The organism is Amycolatopsis sacchari (genome assembly GCF_900114035.1).
Taxonomy (GTDB): domain Bacteria; phylum Actinomycetota; class Actinomycetes; order Mycobacteriales; family Pseudonocardiaceae; genus Amycolatopsis_E; species Amycolatopsis_E sacchari.
Map to the genome: position 1 here is coordinate 86,780 of NZ_FORP01000023.1, position 24,810 is coordinate 111,589.

Here is a 24,810-nt window from a genome sequence, read left to right on the forward strand (position 1 = left end):
CATGCTTCGACGTAGTCGTCCGAGGTCCGGGCGTTCGAGCGTGTTCACTCCGGACGCGGTCGAGGTCGGCGCGAGGCACGTGCAGGTCGGCGGGGAGTGGATCGCCTCGTTCGCCGTGGTCGGCTATCCCCGGGAAGTCCACGCCGGCTGGCTGCAGCCGCTGCTCTCGTATCCCGCCCGGCTCGACGTGTCGCTCCACATCGAGCCCATCGACCCCGCCGTCGCGGCAGGCCGGTTGAAGAAACAGCTGGCCCGGCTGGAGTCGAGCCGCCAGCACACCGCACAGCACGGTCGTCTGCTCGACCCGCACGTCGAAGCCGCGACCGAGGACGCCTACGACCTGTCCTCCCGCCTGGCGCGCGGCGAGGGACGCCTGTTCCGGCTCGGGCTCTACGTCGCGGTGCACGCGGCCACGGAAGCCGAGCTCGCCGAGGAGACCAGCGCGGTGCGGTCGCTGTGCGCGTCACTGCTCATGGACGCGAAACCGACGACCTACCGGAGCCTGCAAGGGTGGGTCACGTCCCTGCCCATGGGCCTCGACCTCATCGGTATGGCCCGCACCTTCGACACCCAGGCCCTCGCCGCCGCCTTTCCCTTCACCTCCCCGGATCTCCCCCCACCCGACCCGACATCCTTCGCCGCGCCGTCGGGCGTCCTCTACGGCTACAACCTCGGTTCACAGGGTTTGGTGCACTGGGACCGTTTCTCGTGCGACAACTACAACTCGGTGATCCTGGGACGAAGCGGATCGGGCAAGAGTTACCTGGTCAAGCTCGAAGCCCTCCGAAGCCTGTACCAGGGCGTCGAGGTCGCGATCATCGATCCGGAAGACGAGTACGCACGCACCGCTCGGGCCGCTGGCGGAACCTACCTCCCGATCGGCACCGAAGGCATCCGGATCAACCCCCTCGACCTCCCCGTCCACACGCGTTCGGACGGGCGCAGAACCGCCCCGGCCGACGCTCTCACCCAGCGCAGCCTGTTCCTGCACACGTTCCTGTCAGTCCTGTTCGGACACAAGCTGTCGGCGGAAGAGCGCGCCACGGCGGACCAGGCGATCAGCGCCACCTACCGGAGTGCGGGCATCACCGATGACTCCCGGACCTGGACCCGTCCGGCGCCGCTGCTGCGCGACCTGCGGGACACGCTCGCCGACCACGGAAACACCGGCGCGTCGATCGCGGAGCGGCTCCATCCGTATGTGGACGGCGCGTTCCGAGGTCTCTTCCACGGCCCCACCACCACGGCACTCGAAGGCCATCTGCTGGTGCTGTCGCTGCGGCGCCTGGCCGACGAACTCAAGCCGGTGGGCACCCTGCTCACGCTCGACGCGATCTGGCGCAAGGTGAGCAATCCCGCACTGAGCCGCCCACGGCTGGTCGTCGTCAACGAGGCGTGGCTCCTGATGCAGGAACCCAGCGGCGCGGAATACCTCTGGCGCATGGCCAAGTCCAGCCGCAAACGATGGACCGGCCTGACAGTCGTGAGCCAGGACGTCGCCGACGTCCTGGCCACCGATCTCGGCAAGGCAGTGATCAGCAACGCGGCCACCCAGATCTTGCTGCGGCAAGCCCCGCAAGCGATCGACGACATCGTACGCACCTTCGTACTGTCCGAGGGCGAACGGCAGTTCCTCCTCGCCGCCGAACGCGGAACCGGGCTGCTCGCCGGCGGGACACAGCGGGTCGCGTTCGCGGCAGTCGCCTCCGAGGGTGAACACGCGCTGATCACCACCGACCCCGCCGAACTCGCCGCGAGGCCTGAGCACACGGCCGACTGGAGTGATTCAGTCATCGACCTCGGTCCTGCCGAGGAGCACACCTGACCGGGACATGCGCCCCGCCCCCTTCTTGAGGTCGCCCATGCCTCCTTTTGACCCGTGGACCGCAGTTCACGCGATTCTGGTGTTCACCGCGTCCGCCGGAGCCCTGACGCTCCTTCGGTTCTGGTGGTGGCGCCGCTTCCAGGCGGCTCTGCGCCGGAACGCACGGCTCATCACCGTCCTCACGCCACCGGCCGTCGCTCCGGCAGACGCGCAGGCGTTCTGGTCCAACCTCGTCGGGCTGCTGCGTCCGCGGTGGGCGAGGTTTCTCGGGCGACAACCGCATGTCGCCATGGAGTTCAGCTTCGGGCATGACGGCTTGCAGATCCGGCTGTGGGTGCCTGGATCGCTACCGCCCGGCCTGGTCGAGCGCGCCGTCGAAGCGGCGTGGCCTGGTGCCCGAACCACCACTGCTCCGGCGACGCCGCACCTCTCCGTCCCTCGCCACGCTGTCGTCGTCGGAGGCACACTTCGGCTCGGGAGACCGCAGGCCCTGCCCATCCGCACGGACTTCCCCGCCGATCCGCTGCGCGCGCTCCTCGGCGCCGCGACCGGGCTCGGTTCCGACGAGCACATCTACGTACAGGTACTCGCCAAGCCAGTGACCGGACGCCGGGTCGGACGCGCGAAACGCGGTCAGTCCAGCAGCCTGACCGGCCGGATCCTCGACGGTCTCACGCCCGGCGCCTCCCCGAAGCCGGCACGAGATCCGCGGGTGAGGCTCGAAACGAACGCGCAAGACCGGGCGATCGTGGACAAGCACCGGGGCAACATGTTCGACACGGCAATTCGCTACGTCGTCGTCGCCACTGAACGACGGCTGGCTCGCGGGTGCGCCCATGCGATCGCATCGGCCTTCGCCGGCTTCGCCGGACACAACTACTACCGCCGCCGGCGGCTCCGCGCGCCGCTGAAGGCGCTAAACCTGCGTCGGTTCCGCGGGGGTGACCTGTTGTCGATCCCCGAACTCGCCGCGATCGCTCACCTCCCGCTCGACGAGGCCCTACCCGGCATACGGCGAGCCGGAGCGCGCGCCGTGTCACCGCCACCGGAAACCCCGACCATCGGACCGTCGATCAAGCCCCTCGGCATCTCCGACGTGGGGCATGCCCGCCCGGTCGGGCTGCGCGTCTCGGATTCCCGCCACCACGTTCACCTGCTGGGCAGCACGGGCAGCGGCAAGTCGACGCTCCTGGCGAACCTGATCCTCGCCGATGCCGAACACGGCCGCGGCGCCGTGGTCATCGACCCCAAGGGCGACTTGATCACGGACCTGCTCATGCGCGTGCCCGAGCGCGCGATCGACCGGGTCGTGCTCTTCGACAGCGATTCACCGGGACCTGTCCCGTGCCTGAATCCCTTGGAAGGCCCGAAGGACATCGCCGTCGAAAACCTCGTGTCCGTGTTCGCCCGCGTCTTCTCCGCGACCTGGGGACCACGGACCGAGGACATCCTGCGAGCCGCGTGTCTCACGCTCCGCGCGGCGGACGAAAGCCCCGCGCTGACGGCACTACCCGGGTTGCTGACGAACCCAGCCGGCAGCAGCCGACACCGCGCCGCTGTCCGGCACGATCCCGTGTTGCGTGGCTTCTGGGAGTGGTACGAACAGCTCTCCGACGGCAGTCGCGCGCACGCGATCGCCCCGCTGCTGAACAAGCTCCGGGCACTGCTGCTGCGGCCGTTCGTCGTGCGCGCGCTCGCCGCCGGACCATCCACAGTCGACATGCGGCAGGTACTCGACGGAGGCCTCTGCCTGGTCCGCATACCGAAAGGCAACCTCGGCGACGACACCGCCCGCCTCATCGGCTCGCTCGTCGTCGGCCGAGTCTGGCAGACCGTCACGGCGCGATCGGCCACCCCTCAACGCGAGCGACGGGACGCCGCGCTCTACGTCGACGAGGCCCACAACTTCCTGAACCTGCCCTACACCATCGACGACATGCTCGCCGAAGCCCGGGCCTACCGGCTGTCGATGGTGCTGGCGCACCAGAACCTCGCGCAACTGTCGCGCGAACTCCGGGAGGGGGTCTCCGCCAACGCGCGAACCAAGATCTACTTCTCGTCCTCCCCGGAGGATGCCCGGGAACTCGCCCGCCACACCGCGCCCCGGCTGACCGACTACGACCTCGCTCACCTCGAAGCCTTCCACGCCGCCATCCGGCTCGTCGTCGACGGTGAAGAGAAACCGGCCTTCACCGCGATCACCAACCGGATGCCGCCTGCCGTCCGCGGCCGGGCCAAGCAGGTTCGTCTCGCCGCCGCGCGCAACATCCGTACACCTCCGAACCCCGGCAGCACCGCACAACGGGCACCCGACCCGCGGCGTGCCGCCTGAACTCACGGAGCACCCTCATGCTGAACTCCCGCACCCCGCAACACGACCTCCGTACGCCGATTCCCCGGCGAGCGGACCTTCGAGCCGCTGTCTCACCCCGTCACCACGCGATGCTCTCCGCCCACCTCACCGTCCGGGATCGCTGGATCGCCCGCATGGTCGCCGAGCACCGGGTTCTCACCTCGACCCAGATCACCGAAATCGCCTTCCCTTCACGCCGAGCCGCGAACCTCCGCCTGCACCAGCTGTTCCGCTGGCGAGTCCTTGACCGGTTCCAGCCCTACATCGGACGCGGACGGGCACCCATGTTCTACGTCCTGGACGCCGCGGGAGCCCACATGCTCGCCTACGAAGACGGCATGGACCCGGCCGCACTCCGCTTCCGCCCGGAACGCTCACTGGGCATCTCCCACTCCCACAGGCTGGCGCACCTCCACGGCGTCAACAGCTTCTTCACCCCGTTCATCCACCACGCGCGCTCGAATCCGGCCGCGCACCTGGATGCCTGGTGGCCGGAAACACGCTGTACCCGTCACTTCGGCGACCTTGTCCGCCCTGATGCGTACGGCCGGTGGCGCGAAGACCGCCGCGGGATCGAGTGGTTCCTCGAATGGGACACCGGCCACTACCAACTGGCCCGCCTCGCGGCGAAACTCCATGACTACGCACGGCTGACGTCCGCCACCAAGATCGTCACACCCGTGCTGATGTGCTTCACCAGCCCCCGGCGCGAGGCCCACGCCCGGAGCATCCTTGCGGCAGCGCTACGCGACTTGCCCCGGCCGGACGAAGTCCCCGTGGCCACCTCGAACGCGGTGCTGATCGATCAGCAGCACACGGCCGCCGCCGCGGTTTGGCTACCCATCGACGGACACGTCCCCGGCAGACTGCGGCTATCCGAGCTGGCGTCTGCCTGGCCGCATCTCGCCCCGCCGACGGGAGCGGCCTCCGACGATGCCGAAAGCGGCGATCCGGTGCGCCTGCGGCCACCACCCGCCATGCCACCGTGGGACCAAACCGCCGAGCTGACCTGGCGGAAGCAGCCCACGGACCCGCGATGATCAAGGCTCTGCTCGCCGCCGCGGTCGCCATCGTCGGCCTCACCGCTTTCACGGCCTCGGCGATCAGCGGGGCCGCGTCCGCGGTGCTTGGCTCCGGCAGCGGCAGCCAGCCGAGCACCACAGCGCTCGCCGACATCCCGCCCGACTACCTCGAGCTCTATCAACTTGCCGCCGCGACCTGCCCCGGACTCGACTGGACGATCCTCGCCGCGATCGGGAAGGTCGAAAGCGATCACGGCCGAAGCCAGCTTCCCGGCGTCCTCACCGGAGAAAACTTCGCCGGCGCGGGCGGCCCCATGCAGTTCCTGCAAGCGACGTGGGACCAGGTGACGGCTCGCCACCCCCTCCCGCCCGGCGGCGCTACTCCGCCCTCCCGCTACAACCCCCATGACGCGATCTACACCGCCGCGGCCTACCTCTGCGACTCAGGCGCCCGCGACGGCCGAGACATCCACGCCGCGATCTTCGCCTACAACCACTCCGATGCGTACGTGAACCAAGTCCTCACCCAGGCGCAGGACTACCGCTCAGCCGCACCGACCTTCGCGCCGGCGTCGTCCCCAGCCGCGCAAGCAGCGATCAACTACGCCCGAGGCCAGCTCGGCCTCCCCTACGTGTGGGGAGGCGACGGCCCCGTTGCGGGGGACGCTGGCTTCGACTGCTCAGGGCTCACGCATGCCGCCTACGAAGCAGCCGGCATCGAACTCCCTCGCACCGCCCAACAGCAGTACAACGCCGGACCGCTCGTCCCCGCCGGTGCCCCACTGGCTCCCGGCGACCTGCTGTTCTTCGGCACCCCGAGCCGGGTTCATCATGTGGGCATCTTCATCGGCGGCACCGCCATGATCCATGCGCCGGACTTCGGCAAGCCCATCCAGGTACAGCAGGACTTCCACACCCTCGGTGACTTTGTCGGGGCCAGTCGGCCGTGGAATGATCACCAAGGACACTTTCAGGTCATGGGCTAGAGACAGGTCCCGGTCAAGCACCGCGTTCACCTCTTCGTGCGCGGCTTCCACGTGCACTTGTGAACAGGGCCGTTTCGGGGCACACGGTTTCCAGTGCTATCGCGAGCGACGCTCGCCTACCTCAGCCAGCGGGCCTGCAGCACCGACAACTGCGCGAAAACAAACACTCGCTCAGCGATCAGTATGCATGCTTGCCACAGAGTTCCACGTTCACGATACGCTAATCAATCAACAATTGACGCCCCCCAGATGTCAACAGAATATTTACAGGCTTCCCTGATTTGATCACCGTCAAATTCCAAACGCGCTGGTTTGATATTCTTTGCAGGCCAATCAAAAATGATCGTGAACAATCCACCCGACGGCAACGGCCACATGTCGATTCGTTGAACATGCCGCCAATAGCCACTTGTCGAACTCCCACCTCCGCCACCACCCGAACTCACCACTGAGATGACAGGGTACATCTCCGACAACCCTCGGTCGTGGGGCCGTGGAAAACCCGGCGCCCGAAGATTCGTAGCGTACCTACCATCAGAAAAGATGCAAGCCAGCCGCGGTTGATTCAAGCTTCTCACATGACCAATGGCCGATTGTCCATCGGCGTAGAGAAGACAATCAGCGTAGTTTTCCGGCGGAGTTCTGAAGTACATACTGAACTCCAGAGTAATATTATTTGGCCAGCATTCGAAGGAAGTTATCGCAACCCGTATTGATTCATTCCCAGTGATCAGCCTATCGTTAGGAAGCCGTTTTGGGATGAACATAGTTCGCGGCGCCAGGGCGTTAGAGCGAGGAGACTTTGGGTTTGGAAGATTTGCGGGCTCCAACTCCACACTGTCGAAAAATTCCATTATCTCACTCAATCCTTCCCTCCTGGACTCAACATGACTCGGGGTCATCCTATCCCTAAGCAGGATAACCCCGAGCCACACTGACAGCCACGTGATTTACGCAGGATAAACAGGAGGTATCGTGTAAGTTTCAGTTCCCGCATGACATGCTAGTTCCGGAGGACCAATCTGTTGACAGTTAGAGGGCCAGCCAGTGTAGACCCAGCCGTCCGGCAACAGCATGTCGTATTCTATCGTGGCCGCGTAGAATCCGTCACAACGTTCACTCGCCGCCAGGCAAAATGCGGAACCGACCGAGTCAATCTCCGTGCAGGGTGCGTCAGTCGGAACTTCGTGCGAACATTCCCCCGGTCCTGGCTGAGGCTCCCGAAGTCCTCCATTGATGAACATCGACGACTGCATCCACAGGTACCGCATCGTCTGGCCCGGCGTTCCGACCTCGCATATAAGTGTACCCGTATATGAAGTCTCAGTCGCTATGAGTGCTAGCGTAGTGCCATCATACTCTCCCGTAGTACTTGCATTTACATCTTCCTGACAACCACCACTAGGCGGATCGTCGAGCGTGGAGAGAGCAGGCCTTATTCCCACTCTCGCCGTGCTGCTCGACTTGAATGTTTTGAACTTGTGGCTTGGAACTGCCACTACGCCGCCAGGAGCAGTAATGGCGGTTGCCCCGGCGGGCGCCGCCGCGAAGGTGAGAGCAAGCACCGCAGCTACCAGGGACACGACGAACGCGGATCTTCGCAATTGTGCCACATCCTATCGTTATCAGATAACGGTGATCTATTTCAATAGACCTACCAGAATGCGGGAACAGGGTGATTTTGAAGCGAGGTACCTGCCGCAGGACCCATCGCCGCAATACCTCGTTGAAGCCCCCAGCTCCTTCAGTAGGTACAGCAAAGCTTAGGCACGCTGACTAAATCAGTCAACCACCCTTGAAGAGGATGTTCTATTGACAAGAGGACAATTGCACCCATGCTAGGTCATAGTTGATCTTGCCATGCTACGAATGATTCCGGGGCGCCGCCTGAAGCCTGATACTCGTCAGCGCACCAGCTGGTCGGCAGGCCCGAGTCCACCAGGTGTCCAGCCGCCGGTGCCTCAGCTTCGGCTGGACTCCGGTGGCGATCCGACGGCATCAACTCGTGCCCGCTCAAGACCACCTAACGGCTACACACCACAAGAACACCGCGACTCCAGGCATCGCGTACGCGTAGCGCCACACGATCGGCGAAGCCGGTCTCCGCAACTGCCCCGACTCAGGCCGGCACGCCACGGCGAGCGAGATCATCGAGTTCGGTCTGCTCCGCCTCCATACGGCCCATCAGCCAGAAGACACGCTCAACCTGATGCTGGTAGTGCTCCTCAGTTGGCCGAGTCATACTTTTCTCCAAAATTCGTCACGTGAGAAGATCTCCAGAATCGACTTAACCTGGCGTGTCGAAGACGCGATTCCCAGGACTTCCGCCCGTCGTTCCTGAGCTTCCTTGATCCAGTCGCCCTGCAGGGAGTTGCCGACGTGGAGCAGCACATCGGTGCCGAGGCCCCACAACAGGCTGTTGACTGCTGCTCCCGCGACGGCGAGTTCGTCGACATCACACCCCATCCACACCAAATCGCCCGGATCGAAGCCTCGGGACAGAAGGATTTTCGCGGCGGCCCTGAACAAGCCTCCGGTACCGACGGCGGGATCGCATACGGATTGACCGAAGCGGATCTCGGCGTCGGCGAACTGGAGTGCGGCGACCGCGTCGGCGACGTCGGTAGAGGTGTAGATCTGCGCCCGGGCCTTGGTCGCACCGCCGGCCTTCAGAGTGGTCAGCACGATCCCGAGCAGGTCAACGTCGAACCGTTCGAGTGTGCCGGTCACGTCGAGCTGCCCGGCGGTCAGTGCGGCGTCGCCGACGGTCTTCGCCATGGCCTCGACAGGCTCGTCGGCATCGAACAGCCATCCCATCAGCGGATACACCAGATGCACGAGGTCAGGACGAGCGTTCAGTACTGACCGCCAGACCGCCCGGGCCCAGCACGCGAAATCTCGCTGCCCCAGAGCCCGCAGCTGCCCGGCCACGTCGTGATCAGACACAGGAAGGTTGACCAGGGCAAGCGTGGCCACCACCCCGAAAGGGACATTGAGGCGACCGGAGCTGTCCGCGCCGTACCACTCACCGGCAACCGCCTCGGCGACACGCATCGCAGTCGCCGAGGCGCCCCTGGTGGTCATCGCGAGCACCCTGCTCGGGGTTGCAGCGCAGCCCGGGCCTCACTGCTGGTCCGTTCGAGGACGGGGCGCACCTTCCACGGCGGCAGGGTCGAGGCGGCGGTGAGCAGTCGGGCGAGCGTGTGCTCCGGGTCGGCTTCCACTGCCCGCTCCAAGGCGATCCGGGCGAGCGCACCGTTGCCACCGAGGCAGGCGGCCACCGCGAGCAGGCAGGCCGGCTCCGCACGTTCGGGTGCTGGCAGCTCGCGCACCAAGTGCGCCCAAAGCGCTTCGGCCGCATTCGCGCGAGCCTCGTCTGCCTGAACCAGGCACGCGTCACGCACCGCAGGATCCGACAAGGCGACAGCCAGCTCTACGATCTCTGCGTCCGATTGAGGCAACCTGTCTGAGCAGGCGTCCTCGATCGCGCTGTCCACCAATCGCAGAAGCGCGGCCGGCTCCCGCTGCTGACCATCAGCCCGCAGAGCCGCGGCCAGGATCTCGGCACCGCGCCGGACAAGGACGCCTTCGTCCGCGGGTGCGAGTGACGCGGCAAGGTCTTCGCGACTCACATGGGCGGCTTTGCCGACCAAGACCGCGGCGGCCGCAAGTGGGCTGTTGCCCGGATCAGCAACGAACCCGCTGCAGTCGGGGTGGTGGTAGCACCGCCACTGAGTACCCTGCCGGATCGCTGCCGTCCACAAGCAGTGTTTCACCGGTAATCCGCGACGTTCGAAACCGTCGCGTACCGCGTTGACCACCTCAGCCTCTGGCGGTGGCTCGCTGGTTTCGCTGCCGGAGGTCACCACGACCAGGACCAGTCCGGTCAGCTGTTCCGAGCGAAGAGAGGCCCGCATGCGCTTGCACACCTCTGTTGCCGAAGACCGCGCTACCGACAGATCCACCCGAGCCGAGCACACCAACTGCCGCTCGCGCACAGCTATGACGACCAGTGAATCACACGGATAAAAGCCCAGCAGCGCCGGTACTGCGGCCACGATTTCGTCGAATGCGGACAAGGTGACCGAAGACCGCTCGGGGAATTCAGTAGACATGATCTACTCCAATTTTTAGGCGCGATTAATCAACGCCGAGTTTTGGCTGAATTGATTCAAGACTTAATTTCTCAGAATCAGTCGACGTTACCGCCGCGCGACCACGCGCGGGACCGACCGAGAGAGTCCACAGGGACTGTGTTCTTGACGAGAAGGTGCCACGTGCGACGATCTCCCATCAAACGCCGCCGGTGCTCCGGCCGACGCCACGACTCGAACGGCGCGTGATGGAGGACGCCGCGGGCGTAGGTTGTACCGTCGTCGGCGATCGCGACCTCAGTCGCTTTGTGGCTCAGGTGCAGGACGTGCGCGCCTCGTTCGCGTTTAGGCGTCAGCTTGGCCAGCTCCCGAGTAGTCAGCCGCGTCGGAACGGCGAACACGTCGCCCTGGCGGGTGCAGATCACTCCCGCAGCTTCTGCCGCAACCACCTCGGGTGGCTTCAAAGCTAGGAACGCATCGCGAACGGTGCGGGGTCTTGCGTCGCCCGGGAGTTCGCACAGGAAGTAGTGCGGCGTCGTCTCCTGTTCGTCGAACGCGGACAGGAAGTAGGCGCCAAGCTCACGTTCGCTGACCCGATAGGTCGCACGGAACAACGCAGCACCAAGCCAATGCCGGTAGGTGCGGTATTCATACCGGCCGTCGGACAGCTTCTTCGCCGTGTACACCGCAGAGGACGGTACGTTCTCGATCGAGTCGACCACGTGAACAGAGGTGTCCCACCGCTCGGGCTCGACGTCCACGGGTTCGATGGTGTCCTTCAGAATGCCGGCCTCCGTGAGGCAGCTGAACGGTACTGTCAACATCGGCAGTCCCGTACGCTTGCACGCGTTGCGTGTGATGGTCTGATGTCTGGCGGTGGACACGGAGTAGGTGTCCCCGTTGAGCAACCACCATGATCGGTTGCCCTGACGGTCGAGCATCAGGTGAACCAAGGGGAAATGCTTGCCGTAGCTGTAGAGCGTACGGTTCCCCTCACCGGAGACGAACACATTCCCCGAGCGCGCGAGCAGCAGGTTCGCGTCGGGCTTCCCGGCTTCCTGCGCAAATCGGTCGGCTATGTCAGCATGAGTCGCCATGTCCCTTCAGACCTACCTCTCATTCCTCGACGAGACTCCACGTCCAACCGCCCGCACCGATCGGGTAGCGACCGGATGCGTCCGGAGGGCACCGGACTTCCTGCTGCTCGACACCGTCACTTTCAATGAGCACAATCGTGTCGCCCTCCCAGCGAGCGCGAACCCAAGCGTCGTCCGGAGGCAGCTCGTCTGCGGTCGTATTCAGCCAGTTGACCACTCGTTCCGCGACATCTCGATCAAACCAAGGCCGCATCCAACCATTCCACCGAGTGCCAGGTTCGATCCAAGCTGGGAATGACAAGTCCGAACCCTCAAGGACGACGTCGAAACGCTCCATGGACATTTGATCAGCCCTTCTTCGATCACTGATCTTTCCGATAAACCAAGACTAGCGCCGAAGGGAAACCTGAAACAAGGCTACTACCAGGTATTTTAGCCTCGTTTCGGCAACCTCACGTCTCCATAATCGTAGATGCGCTGCACACGACGGCAAATTCGGAAGTCGCTACGCAGGCAAATAGAACCAACAGCGAAATGAACAAGGGTCAGGACTTGGCAGCTCCGTCTGCACACAAAGGAAGACCGACGCGAACCGAATGTTGAAAACAAGACCAGCTCGACTCGGCCGACACGACATCAACACCCACACGAGCCGAACCGGCCGACTGCCGCCACCCAACCTAGTCCCAGTACTGATACCCCTCCCGGGGGATACCGAGGCTTGGAGACAATAGGAGGGACGGGTCCTACCTGACCTGCGTCTTGTCCACGCAGAGGGGCTTCCCGCTTAATCGGCAGGTCCACAGCCACAAGGCTGGGAAGATGGACCGGCAAGCGAAGAAGCACGAGCCGAGGACAGTGTGTTCGTCGAGATCTCACGCAACTGGGTGATTCTCGCGCCTCTGAGTAGAAATACTCGTGTCTTCACGGCCGCGAGCGGCGATCATGGGGCACTCAGCTGGCGCTGTTGGCATTGGTCTCGGCGCGGGGACCGGACGAATGCCTTCTCCAATCAGCGTACCGTCGCGAACATCGGAGGGGAAGAATGGAAGTCGGTTCGGAGGAACTATCCAGAGGTTTCGACCTGATCCAATGGCTCCAGGGAAAATGGGCCCCGGATATCGTGGTCGCACTGTGGAACGGGCCTAAACGCTTCAACGACCTATTCGTGAGCGCGCGGGAATTGAAGCTCATCCACCGGTGGTCGCGCAGGGACAGCACATTGTCGCGGGAAGTGTTTTCCGAGACGCTGCATCGCATGGAGGCTGACGGCCTCCTGACGCGAAACGAAGACAACTCGTCAGTTCCGCGGTCGGTGTGGTACGAGCTGAGCCCGGAGTTGAAGGATCTCCTCGGTAGGCGTTCCTGGGCTGCGCTGGAGTGGGCTGTCGAGCACGAGGACTTGCTCGAACGGGCTCGCCGTCGTCGGCAGGAGGGCTCGGGTCACGACGGGTGATTCGGGATTGACGAGGTCTCCGCCCGCCTCCGCTGTCCCTCGGTCTGCAGGGCACGGGCCAGCAGCGTGGTAGCCGCGGCCGGCCGGTCACCGGTTTCGGCGAGCATGCTTGCGAGTAGATGGTGAGTCCGGCTGATCGCGTCGGTCATTCCGAGTTCGGCCTGGACACGCATGATGTCCCGGTAGATCTCTTCGTTCTCCGGGCTGAGGAGTCGGGCGTGCTCGAGGAGCTGGAGCCGACGGTGCGGATCGCTGGTCCGGTAGTGCGCGGCGAGACCCGCGAGCGCGTCCAGCGCGCTGCGATGCGCGGCCTCACGCGGCCCCTCGATCCAGAGCGCGGTGAGGTCCTCGGCCAGATCTACGTGGTAGAGCGCGGCGAGCCTCGCCCAGGCCGCGACGCGTTCCTCATCCGTTCTGGCGGTACGCCGAGCGTGATTGGCTTCCTCAAAATCCCAGTAGTCGACTTCGATGACTTCAGGGTTCAGGCCAATGTGCTCGCCGTGCTGGATGAGTAGGTCGTCCTCGTTTCCCGTAGTGTCCTTCAGCGCCTTGCGAATCTGGGAGAGCGTGGCGTAGTACGCGTTGAACGGGCGGCGTCCTCCAGCCTGTGGCCACAGCGCTTCGTGCACCACCTCGCGGGTGGTCCCTTGCGGATGCAGTGCGAGGAAGACGAGCAGTGCGCGTTGCTTTGGCGCCAGCCGCTCCGTCAGGTCTTGTTCTCCGTTTGCTTCCTGCCGGTAGTACAGGGAAACCTGGCCGAGTAGCGATAGGGCGAACGGCTTCCTGGCGTGATCGGAGCTGTCGTCCGTCACGTCGTCGAGGGCAGGCCCCGACTGTTCCTGGCGAGACGGTTCTGTCGTTTCCGGAGTCGAAGGCGGCTCCTCAGTAGGACCCGTGGCCTCGGCGAACAACGTGATGAGGTCCCGGGTGTCCTGGGCGTCGAGGTGGAACATGCGGGCACCCACCAAGCTCGCGAGAATCGGACTGGCAGCCGTCACGATGCCGTCGGCACCGATCCGCAAGGTTCCTCCCGCGGGCCAGTGTCCTAGTAGGACCCCGATGACGTGACGGTCGGCGTCGGCGACCAAAGCCTCAAGCTGAGGGTGGGGGCCGGAAACGGAAGCGACCAGGGCGGTCGAGCCGGGCGGCGAGTCCTCGATCGCGGCGATCGCGGTGTCCAGGTCGGGCGTGATCCGAAGGCGGGAGGACTCGGGGAGGTCCGGCCCGAGCAACCGTATGGCGTCGGGCCGAGGCATGAAGACGGTGGGACCGGTGTCGGCGACCAGATGGATCAGCAAGGCACGGACGGCCGCCTCGGCACCGGCTCCGGTCAGTCCAAGCCCGTGCAGAGCCGCCACGTCCGCGGCGGAAGCGTGCCCATCGATCACGGCCAGCTCCACCTCGGGCGAGCGCACGCCCCTGATGTCGGGAGCGGACGCTCCTGCGGAGCCGGCCTCGTCCTCCATCCGTGTCTGGTCGTCGGCGAGTCGTAGTGCGTGTACCACCGGAGCGAGCGGGGGCAGGGGTTCCTGGTCATCGCTGCCGGGCCGGTAAGCGCGCCGTCGACGACGATGCAGGAGCAGAAGGGCAGCTGCGACTGTGCCGGCGAGTCCCGCCAGGACGAATGCGCCCGTGGCGAGGTCCATCCCTTTGCCCGGAGTGGGCCTAGTCACCGGTTGCCCCTCGGACGGAGGTGCGGGTGCCGGAGGTACTGAGGCTGGAGGCGCTGACGGTGGTGTGATCGGTTCGGCGGGCGCGACTGGTGGTGTGCTGGGTAGCCGAAGGACCCAGCCGGGCCGGATCAGATCCGGGTCGCGGAGCGCCCGGCCGTCGGGTTGTGGTTTGCCCCTGTTCGCTTCGAAGATCTCCGGCCACCGGGCGCCGTCACCGAGTTCACGTCGGGCGATGCGCCACAGGCTGTCGTGCACGCCGTGCTCCGGAAGGCGAACGACAACCTCGGCAGGTTGGCGTGGACTCTCCTCCATCCTTGCCAGAGCAGGAGTTGAGAACGACATCTCGTTGATCGCCACGGTCGATGGCGGTGAGGAACGGCTGAGCAGCCCTGCGACAACAGTCGCGACGAGTACGGCGGCGAGGGCGTGCAGGGGGCCGGCAGCGACGGGATGGACGCCCCGGACCGCGTCGAGTAGGCAGCGGAGCGTGTCGACGGTAAAGACGAGCCAGAGCAACCACGCAAAACACGCGAGGACGTCGAGCAGGAGCGTCACCGACAGCGGATTCAGCAGCGCCGCCTTCAGTTCGTCGAGGGTCGGGACGTGATCGGGTAATGGCCACCCGATGTAGTGGCACAGTCCCCAGGGAACTCCGACGAGGAGTAGCGCGAGCAGGGCGAACGCACAAGACGCACCGGCGAGACGCAGGAGGCGTGGCAGAGTGATCACGGTGCCGCTCCAGGAGTTTGCTCCGGCTCGGCGCGCCCGCTGCCGGTGACCGTGAAGCCGCGCACCCCCACCAGGCCCAGCAGCTGCGTCGAGGACTGGGCGGTCACGAACACGGTGACCGTGTTGCCCGAGACCGTCACCGTGCCGTTCGCGCCGGCAGCGCGCAGGTACTGGTAGGCAGCAGCGGCAGCCGCGCTGGGCTGCAGCCTGGCCCCGCGGCCGGCTCGGTAAGCCTGGAGGTCCAGCTCCTGCGCTCCGGCACGTGCTGCTTCTTCGGCCTGGCCGATCGCACGGGCTTTCGTGGAGAGCGCCAGTCCCCCGTCGAGCACGAGTCCGGCAAGGATCAGGCATGCGGTCACGATGATGACGACGAACGCGGTCACCGAACCTGCGTCATCTCGGAACCAGTGCTTCGCTCTGCCTGTCATGGCTCATTCGCCCCTCGGCCGTCCCCACGCCACCTGTCGACCACCGAACTCGCGGTAGCGCTGACGACCGGCGCTCCCGGAACCCTGAGCAGCGCCAAGTCGGCGTTGTCGACGCGGCAGCTCACCGTCACGGTCACGGTGCTGCCGGGCAGCACCGATCCGGCTTGGGTCTCGACACTCAAGCCGCGGCACGTCACACCTGCCTGCAACAACGCGGCTTCGGCCGTTGCCCGCGCATTTCGGGTAGCTTCCGATTCGTTTCGGGCGATGGTCGCTGCGCGCGCTGCTTGATGCGTGGCGTCGTTGACGCTTACCCGCAAGGTTGCCGCCCGCCCGCAGTACACGACGAAGAGCAGGAGCAGTATCAACGCGGGTGTGAGAAGGGTCAGCTCGACGGTCGCCGAGCCTCGATCGTCGCGAGGCAGGAGGCTTCTCATCGCTCTTGACCCGCGGGCTGGAAGCGCTCCGTGACACCGACAGCTCGCCCGCTCACCGTGAGGTGCAGGAACGGAACGATGCTCACGACTTCCCCTCGAACGTCTACTGTGGACATGGAGGCGGTGCGACTCAGCGAGACAGTAGGCTCTTTCAGTGGACCAGATCCCAGCTGGCTCAACACGTCCACAGCTTCCTCCTTGCCGGCGGCCGTGCTGCCGCCGACGACACGCAGGGCGGCCAAGCCTTGCGTCGCCGCTGTTTGGGCGACGTGCTGTGCGTGAAGCGCAAGGGCGAACTGCGTGATGAGCAGGACCAGCAGCATGAGCAGCGGGGTGGTCACGACCACCTCGACGCTCGCCGAGCCCCTCTCGTCCGCAAGGAGGCGACGCACGGCTACTGCAAGTCGATGCTCTGGGCCTTGGCGATGATCTTGGCCACGATGATGCCCAAGACCGTCAACGCGGCCGCGGCGAGCACGGCGATGCGGATGACCTCCTCCGCGGTGCTTCCTCGTTCGTCGGCCTTCAGCCTCTGCGTCTGTGCGCGGGCGATGAGCAACAGTGTCTGGATCTGCGCGAGCATGGAGCTTTCCTCTCTACAAGGACTGAAAAACGTGCGCTGCGGCCGGATAGCCGATGAAAAGGAGGAAACCCGTCATCAGGCAGATCACCGGGAGGCTCATGCGCTCGGTCGCGGCTTGCGCCTTGCCGAGCGACTCGGCAAGGTCACGCGCGCGCATCGCGCTGGCCTTCGCCGCCAAGCTCGCTCGCACCGGTGCGCCTTCCGTTCCGGCGAGCGAGACCGACGCTGCCAGCTCGACCAACTCCGGCACCCCGAGTTCCTCCCCCAGCTGCCGCAAGGTCGTCCACGGAGTACCGCGGGTCAGCTGCGCGATGTTCAGCGCCCGCCGGATGTGGCCGAAGGCCCAGCCCTGCCCGATGGCCACGGAGTGGTTGAGAGCGGCGTCGACCCCGGCGCCACCCGCGAGCGAGACGCGAACGAGATCGAGGTAGGCAGCCAGGGCATGCCGGAACGCGGCCCGCTTCCGGGCGGCCTGATGCCGTACGTCCGCATCCGGCCACCAGAACCCGCCGACCGCACAGAGCGCTCCGGCGGCCAGCGGGAGCTGCCAAGGCAACGCGAGTCCCGCGACAAGGAGCACGGCTTGCACGGCGGCCGGCAGCAGGAGCCCGACGACGCAGAGGGTGGCCTTTTCGGCGAGTAGCACGTCGATCGGGCGCCCGATCACCTGGAGATCCCGGATGGTGCGCGGGGTCGGCAGGCCGAGTGCACGCAGGCCCTTGGCCGCCGGCCGTCCCCACCGTGCGGCCCATCCGCGCTGGTCCTGCACAGGCAGAACCGGTTCGGGAGCTGACGGTGGCTCGAGAACCGCGCGGAGGTGGGACAGCGGAGGGAGCGGGGGCCGCGCGTAGAGCACTAACGCCCAGAGGCCCGCGCCCATCCCTACCCCGAGCAGAAGCGCGGTGAGGATCATGTCAGCGCCTCCCGGTCGTGTACGAACTGGGTCAGGAAGCGTTCGGGCACTTCGTGTTCGGCGATGCGACGGAGCCACCAGAACCCGAATCCGAAGAGCCCACCGACCAACAGCAGGACCAGCTGACCTACGGCGTCGTCGAACGGCTGGAGGTAGCCCCGGTTGAAGATCACCAGCCCGAGGGCGAACGTGAGGGTCGTACCGACGATCACCCGGACACCAGCACGGGTCCGGGCCCGGTCTGCTTCGATCCGGAGACGGGTGGTCACCTGTTCACGGGCTTCGGCGGCGAGCTCGCTGAGCAGGTCCGCGAGCTGCCGGGTCTGCTGCTCGCTGGCCAGGACCAACGCGGCCACCACCAGGTCCGCGGTCGGATCGTGGAGGTCGTCCGCGAGGTCGCGCAGCGCCGAAGTGAGGTGGTCGCCGCGCTCGATGCGGAGCGCCAGTTCACGCACGGCCGGTCGTATCGCCTCCGGGGCTGTGGAGGCCGTGGCCACGATGGCTTGTTCCAGGCCGGCGGCCGCGGTCAACGTGTCTCTGAGCATCTCGGCCCAGCCGGCGATGCCTTCCATGCGAGCGACCTGATGCGCGTGTTCGACGTCGCGGCCGAGCAAGCGCGGCAGCGACAGGACCGCGACGGCGACCAGGACTCCGCCTACCAGCCACCCCGTGAGCCACGCAGCCCCGATGCCGGCAACCAGTGCGACGGCGGCTCGTCGCGACGAGACCATCGCGCGGAACCGTGCCCACTGCCTACTCGGCGCGGGGGCTGCCGACACCTCGCGTCGGCGCAGCCCAGCCGCGATCAGAATCAGGCCGAGCGCGAAACCTGCGCCGCAGGCACCGGCCGTGAGGCTCGTGACGGTCATGCTCGCCACCACCCGTCGGCGCGTTCGAGGAACCGCGGTTCGAATCCGGCTTCGATCAGTCGCTCGGTGGTGGCCGTCCGCAGCGGCACGCCCGGCACGGCCCGGCCATCGAGGCCGGGGCGGAAGATCTCGTTGGTGATCACCGCTTGGCCGTCCGCGTCGACGACCTCGCGGATCGACGAGACCACCCGTGTGCGGTCATCGCGTGCTTCGGCAAGGTGCAGCACCAGGTGGACCGATGACGCGACCAACCGATTCGTCGCCTCAACGGAGAGCTTCTCGGCACTCTGCGCCGCATACGACGCGAGGCGGTGGAACGCGACCCGCGTGTCGGAGGCGTGCAAGGTTCCCATGCTGCCGTCGTTGCCCTGGGACATCGCCAGGCACATGGGCACGACCTCGGGACCGCGGACCTCTCCGACGATGACCCGGTCGGGAGACATCCTGAGTGCCCACCGCACGAGTTCCGCCTGGCTGATGCCGCCTCTGCCCTCGATGTTGGGTTGCCGGCTCTGCATCGCGACCACATCCGGATGCGCGGGATCCTGGTCGAGCCCGAGTTCGAGAACGTCCTCGATGGTCACCAACCGTTCGTGGGGCGGGATCTCCGAGGCCAGGGCACGCAACATGGTCGTCTTGCCGATCGACGTTCCGCCACAGATGAGGACGTTCAACCGTGCACGCACCACCGCGCCGAGCAGGGATTCCAAGGCCGCGTCGATCGTGCCGAGCTCACGGAGCCGGGCCAGGGTGATCGTGCGGTGGCGGTGACGGCGGATCGAGATGGACGGCCGCCCGGTGACAGCCATCACCGCGAAGAGGCGGGAACCGTCCGGCAACTGCACGCTCACGGCGGGAGAACCGCGGTCGAACCGGCGTTCCTCGACGCTCGCCCTCGCCGCGATCGAACGGACGAGATCGACCAGTTCGGAATCGGACGCGGCGACCGGCCCGACTCGGACGCGTTCCCCGTCCGAGTACCGGACGAAGACGTTGTCGCAGCCGTTGACGTTGATGTTCTCGATACGTTCGTCGGCGAGCAACGGCTCCAGTCCCCCGAAGCCGAACATGTCATCCAGCACCGCCGTGAGGAGCTTGGCCTCATCCTCATCCGACAAGAGGCCAGGCCCACCGGGATGCGCAAGCTGATAGGCGGCGTAGGCGTTCGCGGCATCCGCTGCCAGCCGTTCCGCCAGCGCACGGCGCCCGCGGTAGTCCATCGGAGGCCGGTTCGCTGTCTCGTCGTCGCGGATTCGCTGCGTCAGCCCAGCTGAGACCGCGCGGCGTACCTGCTCGCGCAAGGCGGCAGCAGCAGGATGCTCGTCCTTCAGGGCGGAGACGGCCGTCATCGCGGGCCGCCTCCGTTCGAACTCAGGACGGAGCTGGGCACCGGCCAGGCACCTTTCTGACCGTTCGCCTGCGCCATTCGCGCCTCGACCTCGCGGTGCAGAACTCCGGCCAACGCGGCAACGGCCCGTCCCAACCGTGAGCGATCCGGGCCCGGCCCCGGTGCGGAGCCGCACATCGTCCGGGCACCGCGAGGATCGTCCGGCAGCACGCCCAGTACGGGTATGCGCAGCTCCCTTTCGATCTCGGCCCTGGGGTAGCCGGAGCCGATCAGCACGAGGGCAGGTGCGGCGGTCCAGACCGGCACCATCGGCAACAAACCCATCAGATGGGACAGCTCATCCGCCCTTGGCCTCGCCAGCATCAGCACCGCATTCGCACTCCGGACCAGGGGCAGCGCCGGCGAGGTCCGGTCCAGCCGACCCACATCGACCACCACGTTCAGGTTCGGATCACGCGCCGCTGGCTGGAGCGCGGCGATCCCGCGTGACGCGAGCACATCCAGTGCCCCTCGTGCTTGCTCGGCCGTGACCGGACCCGGCACGACACGCAGACCCCCGGGAAGTTGCTGGCTATGTGTGAGAAGCAGGCCTGGAGCCGGATCGTGTCGTGCCGCGGCCGCGAGGGACACCAGACCTGGGTGCGCGCTGAGCCTGAAGCGGGCGACGAGGTCCCCGCCCGACGGATCGGCCTCGACCATCACGGCTTCCGCCGTTGGCCAGCGTGCCGCCAATGCCAGCGCGGTAACCGTGACGCCTGGCGATGCCTTCGCGGAGCACACGGTGATCAGCATCAGCGGCCTCCGATGGGCAAGGCGACCAGGGAGACCTCCCCGGCCGGCAGCGCGGCCACCTGGAGAGCCGAGGCGACCGGCATCTGCAGCGCGACGACGCTCGCCTGATCGCTGGTCGAAGGTTCCACGGTCACGACGGTGGCGGGCCACGGGCCGCCGGAGGACGGCTGGCCAGATCCGTTCGTCCCAGCGGACAAGATCACCGACACAGGAGCACCGCTGTTCAGCTGGGGCGGGTACTGCCCCGGCTTGACGAACACCGCGACCAGTGCCTGACCCGGCTCGGGAAGCTGAGCGGCACCGAAAGCCTTGGAAGACAACAACGTTCCTGCAGGCAGGGAATAAGCGAGCGGCTGCCCGAGCACAGCCGCCTCCCGATCCGCCGGGACGACATCCATGTCCGCGTCGACGCTCACGGAGACCTGGCGAACGTCCTGTGCGTGGAGCAGGTCGCCGACCGCAACGTCGTGCACAAGGGCCAGTACGGACTGCCGGTGACCGCCTTCCAACACCGTGATCACCGCACCGCCGGCACAAAGGACCACGAGCAGCGCGCCGAGCACCAGGTACGGCACTCGTCTGCGCCGGACTCCGGTCAGTCGCGATGGCGAGGCGGCCTTGCCGCGAACCCACAGTCGACTGGACGACAGAGGATCCTGCGCTGGGCTTTGCGTGGAAAACGGTGCCGACATCTGCGCACCTCTAGTTCCTGTTCAGTGCTTGTGATTCCAGCACGACGAAAGAGCTCGTTCCTGCCGTGGTGAGCCCGGGGAACGTGCCACCCTGTCCGGCACCGCTCCAGGTCACGCTCCAATGAACTGTGGCATAAACGGGGAAAGCGTTGCCCGGTCTCCCCAAGGACGATCGTTTGTAGGTGTGGCCGCAGTCCGGGGACGACGCCACTGGATCGCCGCCGCTGGGGAACGGGGTGCCCGCACCACGACAGGTCACGCTGGTCCCGTCGCCGAGATTCCACGTCACAGTCTGCGGAGTCGCGGTGGCCGTCACCGAGACTCCGGGAACCGACGCCGTTGCCGATTGCGGACCGAAAGTGCTCCCGTCGATCCACAGCCAGGTCGGCAGATTGACCAATTGGTCCCCCACGGGATTCGCCCGTATCCCCGGAGACGGGAGTCGAAGCTGGTTGTACGCCTGTTGCGCCAGCTCTTGAGGCGATGGGAGGGCAGGAGCACCGGGCGCCTGCCCGTCCGGAATCCAGACCGGCAGCCGATACAGCGCGTCGGCGGTTCCCGGGCCGGAGCACCTCCACACGTACCACGCTCCTCCTGGCTGGCCTCCCTGCTGAATGAACTGCGCTGCAGCAGGGCGGTATGCGACAAGGGTTGTGCCGCCAGAACCCGGATTCGGCCGGTGGGACACGTTGGTGGTGCCCGACGCGGGAGGCTGGTAGTCACTCCGTACGTAGCTGCAGTCCGCCGCATCCTTCGGGGCGTCGGTTATCCGGTCGCCGGGCTGCGGGCTCTCCGCGTCGTTACCGTGGTTTCCTTGTGTCCCCGAGTGATTCGGGCGGGCGGGCCGCTCCGGCCCAGAGGATCCCCCTTCGCCGGCACCGAGTTGACAACCGGTGTACGAGGTCTGTCCGCAATCGACGTTCCCCCATGGATCTGCGGCGTAAGCCGCGCCAGCAGCGGTCAGAACGACAGCGGAGGCCAGGCTCGCGATGGTCAGAAGCTTCGTCAACATGAGCCGAGCCCCTCTACCGCGAACTGCTCGACCTTCCAAGTGGCGTCGGCCTGCTTCTTGACCTCCGCGTAGATGCGCCTGTGGCCGCCTGGCGAGTTGTCGACGAGTTCGTTCGTGCCTTCCTTGTACTGCAACCAGTTCGTGGAGTCACCGCAGTCGCTGAGGCGGATCGTCGTCGGCGCGTCCGGCGGATCCACGGCCGTCACAGCCGGGTTGTTCCGCGGAGCTCCCTTGCTCACGACGTGGTTGAAATGGTCGGCGTAGAGACTGCGAGTGATTGTGGTCAAGGCGTTTCCGGTGGCGTAACGGGCCAGTTCCGGCGCCTGCCAGTCCGATGTCTCTCCGGCGCGCGCCATCGCTTGCCACATCTGCACATAGCTTGCGCTCGCCTGTTGGACCGCCTCCTGCGCGGGTGAGATCGTCGTCGGTGGCGGAGCAGCTGCGGAGACGGTGGTAGCGGTTGAAGGCGGCGGTGTTGACCCGTTGCCAGTACACGAAGTGACAGCCACTCCGAATAGGACGAGTACGCAGGTTCTTCGAAAGAAGACTGCTCGCCGTCCGTCTGCCTTCACGTTCCTGTCCCTCCCCGTCTTGTGCCGCGCCCCGACGCGGTCTATAACGTGTACCTCTCACCCCCGTGGTCACCTCAACCGGACCACGAGCATTTCAAGGAAAAACCGGGACGAATCCGCGTAAATCACTCGTTCGGCCGAGCTTTCGTAGATCGAGATGACTTCATAGTCACTCTGTGGAATCACGCTGGAGGAAGCAACGAATACAGGCACATTCGTTCTGTTCTGGGTGACAGCAGGCGCGGTTGCCACTCTGGCCGTCATGGCTGCAGTTCGCCATCGCGAGCGCGCCATCAAGGCGGGGCACGTGCTTCTGGTCGTCAGCCTTGTCTCCGCCACCATCGCGCTATTGACAGTCCGTTGTGGACTCAGTCCGACGCTCTGCGTACCCAGCTCGTTCCTCGCGACTGCCGTACCACTGACGGTCCTCGACGCGAAGACGCGCCGACTGCCCAACTGGCTCCTCGGTATCGGCTACGGCCTACTGCTCGCCGCGGCAGCGGCCGCCGGAAGCGCAAGCCGCGACTTCGTTTCTCCTCTGCGAGCGGTCACCGGAGCCGCAGCGCTGACCGCCTTCTTCGTTGCCCTCTACCTTCTGGCAGGCGACGACATCGGCGGCGGAGACGTGAAGCTCGCCGGCCAGCTCGGATTCGTGCTCGCGTGGCACGGATGGCCCACCCTGCTGGTCGGCACCATCACCGGCTGGGCGCTCGCCGCAGTAGGCGCCGCGGTAGTGCGCGCTCGCGGATCTCAGGGAGTGGTGCTTCCACTTGCGCCCTATCTCGTCGCCGGAGTGATCGTCGCACTGGCCGGTGCTCCTTGATGTCAACCCGTCGCGCTGATCCGGCGACGGAACCTCGTCGCGTCGCCAGCGTCACCGCAGCGCGAGCAGCGATAGGTGCCGTGTGCCGGCCGGACGCAAAATGCCTGCGACCGGTAGAACGGGCACCTGCCCAGCACCGAGCGGCCTCAGCATGGTGTGCTGTCGGACCAGCCCAACCAGATCGTCCTCGCCCGCGGCTCGATGGATCCGAGCGCGGTAATGGCCATATCGGCACATTGGCGCCGACAACGAGGCTTCGAGCGGGGCGTCGCCCTTAACGTGCGTACTCGATCGCACACCTTCGACGGTCCGTGCAACACGTCCACTTACGCCAGGACCAGCCCGTCCAGCGTCTCGGGACTTCGGTGTCGCGGTCGGTGCTGGAGGTCCAGCGGCGCAGCACCTCGACGATCTGGTCGCGGGCCTCGACATGGACCTGTTCCACTGCACCCCAGCTACTCCAGCGCCTCATCGGTCAACGGCCGGGCGAGCGACACGGTGGAGCCGGCGCCCTCGCGCTTACCGTCGCCGCCGGCGAGCCAGCCGCGATTCTCGCGGTCCACGATCCGGGAGTGATGCTGGCGCTGCGCCGCCGCCATGTTGTCCTCAGGCACGAGGGCCGGAGACGAGGTGGTCAGCTTCGCGTCTGCTTCGGCGTAGCTAATCCCCCTGCCCGAGGGCGAGGGCACGGGCTTTCGCGCAGCGGCTGGTACTGGTCTTCGGCATCATCGTCCGTTCCGGCTCCCACGCCACCGGCCTCGACGGCATCGCACAGGCCGAACTCCCGCGGGTCATGAGGAACCTTGGCCGACGGAGGAGCGATCAGGACTTTCAGCTCGCGGACACGCTGATCGCCCGCGTGCCGCCTTACTCGGCTTTGTGCAGCAGGTGCTCGGGCTTGAACTCCGCGACGTAGAGCCGCCCGAAGTCGATCCAGTCGGAAGCGGACGCGCGGTCGTCCGCGAGCTCGTCCAGGCAGTCGTCGATGTCCCAGCCTTCGATCACCCTGTAAGTGAACAGTTCAGAATGGGCTGGCGTGTCGGCTTTGCTTGCGGTGCAGGATGTTCCAGGATCACGGCGTGCGCGAGGAAGTCCTGACCGATGAG

At 66.1% G+C, this 24,810-nt stretch carries 23 protein-coding genes; 6 read left to right on the forward strand and 17 right to left on the reverse strand.

Annotated elements, in window-relative coordinates; genetic code table 11:
- Position 1 precedes the first annotated feature (1 nt).
- Genes BMZ92_RS29155 through BMZ92_RS29170 form a run of 4 tightly spaced genes read left to right on the forward strand, consistent with a single transcriptional unit; the run spans position 2 to position 6,186 of the window.
- Entirely contained in the window at positions 2-1,825 is a 1,824-nt protein-coding gene (locus tag BMZ92_RS29155) for a VirB4 family type IV secretion system protein (protein ID WP_143249968.1), read from the forward strand.
- A 37-nt stretch (positions 1,826-1,862) separates the two neighbouring features.
- Entirely contained in the window at positions 1,863-4,157 is a 2,295-nt protein-coding gene (locus BMZ92_RS29160) for a type IV secretory system conjugative DNA transfer family protein (RefSeq protein ID WP_245783318.1), read from the forward strand.
- Between the two features lie 17 nt (positions 4,158-4,174).
- On the forward strand, positions 4,175-5,218 hold the full coding sequence (locus BMZ92_RS29165; protein WP_091514047.1) for a replication-relaxation family protein: 1,044 nt from the start codon (positions 4,175-4,177) through the stop codon (positions 5,216-5,218).
- A complete protein-coding gene (locus tag BMZ92_RS29170) occupies positions 5,215-6,186 on the forward strand; it encodes a C40 family peptidase (RefSeq protein WP_091514049.1) in 972 nt (323 codons plus the stop codon). The genes BMZ92_RS29165 and BMZ92_RS29170 overlap by 4 nt, the downstream gene beginning before the upstream one ends.
- 2,238 nt (positions 6,187-8,424) lie before the next feature.
- On the opposite strand, the gene BMZ92_RS29175 is transcribed toward BMZ92_RS29170, so the two are convergent.
- The 3 genes from BMZ92_RS29175 to BMZ92_RS29185 all read right to left on the reverse strand — a co-directional run bounded on the left by BMZ92_RS29175 (position 8,425) and on the right by BMZ92_RS29185 (position 11,377).
- A complete protein-coding gene (locus BMZ92_RS29175; protein ID WP_143249969.1) occupies positions 8,425-9,270 on the reverse strand; it encodes an N-6 DNA methylase in 846 nt (281 codons plus the stop codon).
- Positions 9,267-10,301, reverse strand: a complete 1,035-nt coding sequence (locus BMZ92_RS29180; RefSeq protein ID WP_091514054.1) for a DUF4192 domain-containing protein — start codon at positions 10,299-10,301, stop codon at positions 9,267-9,269. The genes BMZ92_RS29175 and BMZ92_RS29180 overlap by 4 nt, the downstream gene beginning before the upstream one ends.
- 77 nt (positions 10,302-10,378) lie before the next feature.
- Positions 10,379-11,377 (reverse strand): hypothetical protein, encoded by a 999-nt coding sequence (locus tag BMZ92_RS29185; RefSeq protein WP_091514056.1) that lies wholly within the window; start codon positions 11,375-11,377, stop codon positions 10,379-10,381.
- A 1,045-nt stretch (positions 11,378-12,422) separates the two neighbouring features.
- Between BMZ92_RS29185 and BMZ92_RS29190 the strand changes: the two genes are divergently transcribed.
- A complete protein-coding gene (locus BMZ92_RS29190) occupies positions 12,423-12,833 on the forward strand; it encodes a winged helix-turn-helix transcriptional regulator (RefSeq protein ID WP_091514059.1) in 411 nt (136 codons plus the stop codon).
- On the opposite strand, the gene BMZ92_RS37055 is transcribed toward BMZ92_RS29190, so the two are convergent.
- The 11 genes from BMZ92_RS37055 to BMZ92_RS29250 all read right to left on the reverse strand — a co-directional run bounded on the left by BMZ92_RS37055 (position 12,821) and on the right by BMZ92_RS29250 (position 22,677).
- Positions 12,821-15,235, reverse strand: coding sequence for an AfsR/SARP family transcriptional regulator (locus BMZ92_RS37055; protein WP_143249970.1), 2,415 nt, complete (start codon positions 15,233-15,235; stop codon positions 12,821-12,823). The two genes, BMZ92_RS29190 and BMZ92_RS37055, sit on opposite strands and share 13 nt — an antisense overlap.
- Positions 15,232-15,618: a pilus assembly protein TadG-related protein gene (locus BMZ92_RS29200; RefSeq protein ID WP_245783319.1), complete on the reverse strand. Its 387-nt coding sequence runs from the start codon at positions 15,616-15,618 to the stop codon at positions 15,232-15,234. The genes BMZ92_RS37055 and BMZ92_RS29200 overlap by 4 nt, the downstream gene beginning before the upstream one ends.
- A gap of 41 nt (positions 15,619-15,659) precedes the next feature.
- Complete coding sequence (locus BMZ92_RS29205; RefSeq protein ID WP_091514066.1) at positions 15,660-16,100, reverse strand: TadE/TadG family type IV pilus assembly protein; 441 nt, start codon at positions 16,098-16,100, stop codon at positions 15,660-15,662.
- On the reverse strand, positions 16,097-16,492 hold the full coding sequence (locus BMZ92_RS29210; RefSeq protein WP_281245235.1) for a TadE/TadG family type IV pilus assembly protein: 396 nt from the start codon (positions 16,490-16,492) through the stop codon (positions 16,097-16,099). The genes BMZ92_RS29205 and BMZ92_RS29210 overlap by 4 nt, the downstream gene beginning before the upstream one ends.
- A gap of 2 nt (positions 16,493-16,494) precedes the next feature.
- The gene (locus BMZ92_RS29215) at positions 16,495-16,683 is read right to left on the reverse strand and encodes a hypothetical protein (RefSeq protein WP_091514068.1); all 189 of its coding nucleotides are present in this window, start codon (positions 16,681-16,683) and stop codon (positions 16,495-16,497) included.
- Between the two features lie 13 nt (positions 16,684-16,696).
- The gene (locus tag BMZ92_RS29220) at positions 16,697-17,596 is read right to left on the reverse strand and encodes a secretion system protein (protein WP_177228917.1); all 900 of its coding nucleotides are present in this window, start codon (positions 17,594-17,596) and stop codon (positions 16,697-16,699) included.
- On the reverse strand, positions 17,593-18,465 hold the full coding sequence (locus BMZ92_RS29225; protein WP_091514115.1) for a type II secretion system F family protein: 873 nt from the start codon (positions 18,463-18,465) through the stop codon (positions 17,593-17,595). The genes BMZ92_RS29220 and BMZ92_RS29225 overlap by 4 nt, the downstream gene beginning before the upstream one ends.
- Complete coding sequence (locus BMZ92_RS29230; RefSeq protein WP_091514070.1) at positions 18,462-19,814, reverse strand: TadA family conjugal transfer-associated ATPase; 1,353 nt, start codon at positions 19,812-19,814, stop codon at positions 18,462-18,464. Before BMZ92_RS29230 ends, BMZ92_RS29225 begins: the two co-directional genes overlap by 4 nt.
- The gene (locus tag BMZ92_RS29235; protein WP_091514071.1) at positions 19,811-20,605 is read right to left on the reverse strand and encodes a CpaE/TadZ family protein; all 795 of its coding nucleotides are present in this window, start codon (positions 20,603-20,605) and stop codon (positions 19,811-19,813) included. Before BMZ92_RS29235 ends, BMZ92_RS29230 begins: the two co-directional genes overlap by 4 nt.
- Positions 20,605-21,297, reverse strand: a complete 693-nt coding sequence (locus BMZ92_RS29240) for a flagellar biosynthesis protein FlgA (protein ID WP_143249971.1) — start codon at positions 21,295-21,297, stop codon at positions 20,605-20,607. Before BMZ92_RS29240 ends, BMZ92_RS29235 begins: the two co-directional genes overlap by 1 nt.
- Positions 21,298-22,302: 1,005 nt before the next feature.
- Positions 22,303-22,677 carry a hypothetical protein gene (locus BMZ92_RS29250; RefSeq protein WP_091514116.1) on the reverse strand — a complete coding sequence of 125 codons (375 nt, stop codon included), beginning with the start codon at positions 22,675-22,677 and terminating at the stop codon, positions 22,303-22,305.
- A 466-nt stretch (positions 22,678-23,143) separates the two neighbouring features.
- On the opposite strand from BMZ92_RS29250, the gene BMZ92_RS29255 reads away from it, so the two are divergent.
- Positions 23,144-23,704 (forward strand): prepilin peptidase, encoded by a 561-nt coding sequence (locus BMZ92_RS29255; protein ID WP_143249972.1) that lies wholly within the window; start codon positions 23,144-23,146, stop codon positions 23,702-23,704.
- A 2-nt stretch (positions 23,705-23,706) separates the two neighbouring features.
- Here BMZ92_RS29255 and BMZ92_RS38880 read toward each other — a convergent pair whose 3' ends face one another.
- The 3 genes from BMZ92_RS38880 to BMZ92_RS37605 all read right to left on the reverse strand — a co-directional run bounded on the left by BMZ92_RS38880 (position 23,707) and on the right by BMZ92_RS37605 (position 24,709).
- Positions 23,707-23,841: a CHC2 zinc finger domain-containing protein gene (locus BMZ92_RS38880; protein WP_091514078.1), complete on the reverse strand. Its 135-nt coding sequence runs from the start codon at positions 23,839-23,841 to the stop codon at positions 23,707-23,709.
- Positions 23,842-24,159: 318 nt separating this feature from the next.
- Positions 24,160-24,318: a hypothetical protein gene (locus tag BMZ92_RS37600; protein WP_177228918.1), complete on the reverse strand. Its 159-nt coding sequence runs from the start codon at positions 24,316-24,318 to the stop codon at positions 24,160-24,162.
- A gap of 253 nt (positions 24,319-24,571) precedes the next feature.
- The gene (locus tag BMZ92_RS37605) at positions 24,572-24,709 is read right to left on the reverse strand and encodes a hypothetical protein (RefSeq protein ID WP_177228919.1); all 138 of its coding nucleotides are present in this window, start codon (positions 24,707-24,709) and stop codon (positions 24,572-24,574) included.
- Positions 24,710-24,810: the final 101 nt, after the last annotated feature.

Bases quoted from the DNA above. Each gene is read 5' to 3' on its own strand.
- BMZ92_RS29155 (WP_143249968.1), top strand. From the start codon at position 2: ATGCTTCGACGTAGTCGTCCGAGGTCCGGGCGTTCGAGCGTGTTCACT.
- BMZ92_RS29160 (WP_245783318.1), top strand. From the start codon at position 1,863: ATGCCTCCTTTTGACCCGTGGACCGCAGTTCACGCGATTCTGGTGTTC.
- BMZ92_RS29165 (WP_091514047.1), top strand. From the start codon at position 4,175: ATGCTGAACTCCCGCACCCCGCAACACGACCTCCGTACGCCGATTCCC.
- BMZ92_RS29170 (WP_091514049.1), top strand. From the start codon at position 5,215: ATGATCAAGGCTCTGCTCGCCGCCGCGGTCGCCATCGTCGGCCTCACC.
- BMZ92_RS29175 (WP_143249969.1), bottom strand. From the start codon at position 9,270: ATGACCACCAGGGGCGCCTCGGCGACTGCGATGCGTGTCGCCGAGGCG.
- BMZ92_RS29180 (WP_091514054.1), bottom strand. From the start codon at position 10,301: ATGTCTACTGAATTCCCCGAGCGGTCTTCGGTCACCTTGTCCGCATTC.
- BMZ92_RS29185 (WP_091514056.1), bottom strand. From the start codon at position 11,377: ATGGCGACTCATGCTGACATAGCCGACCGATTTGCGCAGGAAGCCGGG.
- BMZ92_RS29190 (WP_091514059.1), top strand. From the start codon at position 12,423: ATGGAAGTCGGTTCGGAGGAACTATCCAGAGGTTTCGACCTGATCCAA.
- BMZ92_RS29205 (WP_091514066.1), bottom strand. From the start codon at position 16,100: ATGAGAAGCCTCCTGCCTCGCGACGATCGAGGCTCGGCGACCGTCGAG.
- BMZ92_RS29215 (WP_091514068.1), bottom strand. From the start codon at position 16,683: ATGCTCGCGCAGATCCAGACACTGTTGCTCATCGCCCGCGCACAGACG.
- BMZ92_RS29220 (WP_177228917.1), bottom strand. From the start codon at position 17,596: ATGATCCTCACCGCGCTTCTGCTCGGGGTAGGGATGGGCGCGGGCCTC.
- BMZ92_RS29225 (WP_091514115.1), bottom strand. From the start codon at position 18,465: ATGACCGTCACGAGCCTCACGGCCGGTGCCTGCGGCGCAGGTTTCGCG.
- BMZ92_RS29230 (WP_091514070.1), bottom strand. From the start codon at position 19,814: ATGACGGCCGTCTCCGCCCTGAAGGACGAGCATCCTGCTGCTGCCGCC.
- BMZ92_RS29235 (WP_091514071.1), bottom strand. From the start codon at position 20,605: ATGCTGATCACCGTGTGCTCCGCGAAGGCATCGCCAGGCGTCACGGTT.
- BMZ92_RS29240 (WP_143249971.1), bottom strand. From the start codon at position 21,297: ATGTCGGCACCGTTTTCCACGCAAAGCCCAGCGCAGGATCCTCTGTCG.
- BMZ92_RS29250 (WP_091514116.1), bottom strand. From the start codon at position 22,677: ATGTGGCAAGCGATGGCGCGCGCCGGAGAGACATCGGACTGGCAGGCG.
- BMZ92_RS29255 (WP_143249972.1), top strand. From the start codon at position 23,144: ATGGCTGCAGTTCGCCATCGCGAGCGCGCCATCAAGGCGGGGCACGTG.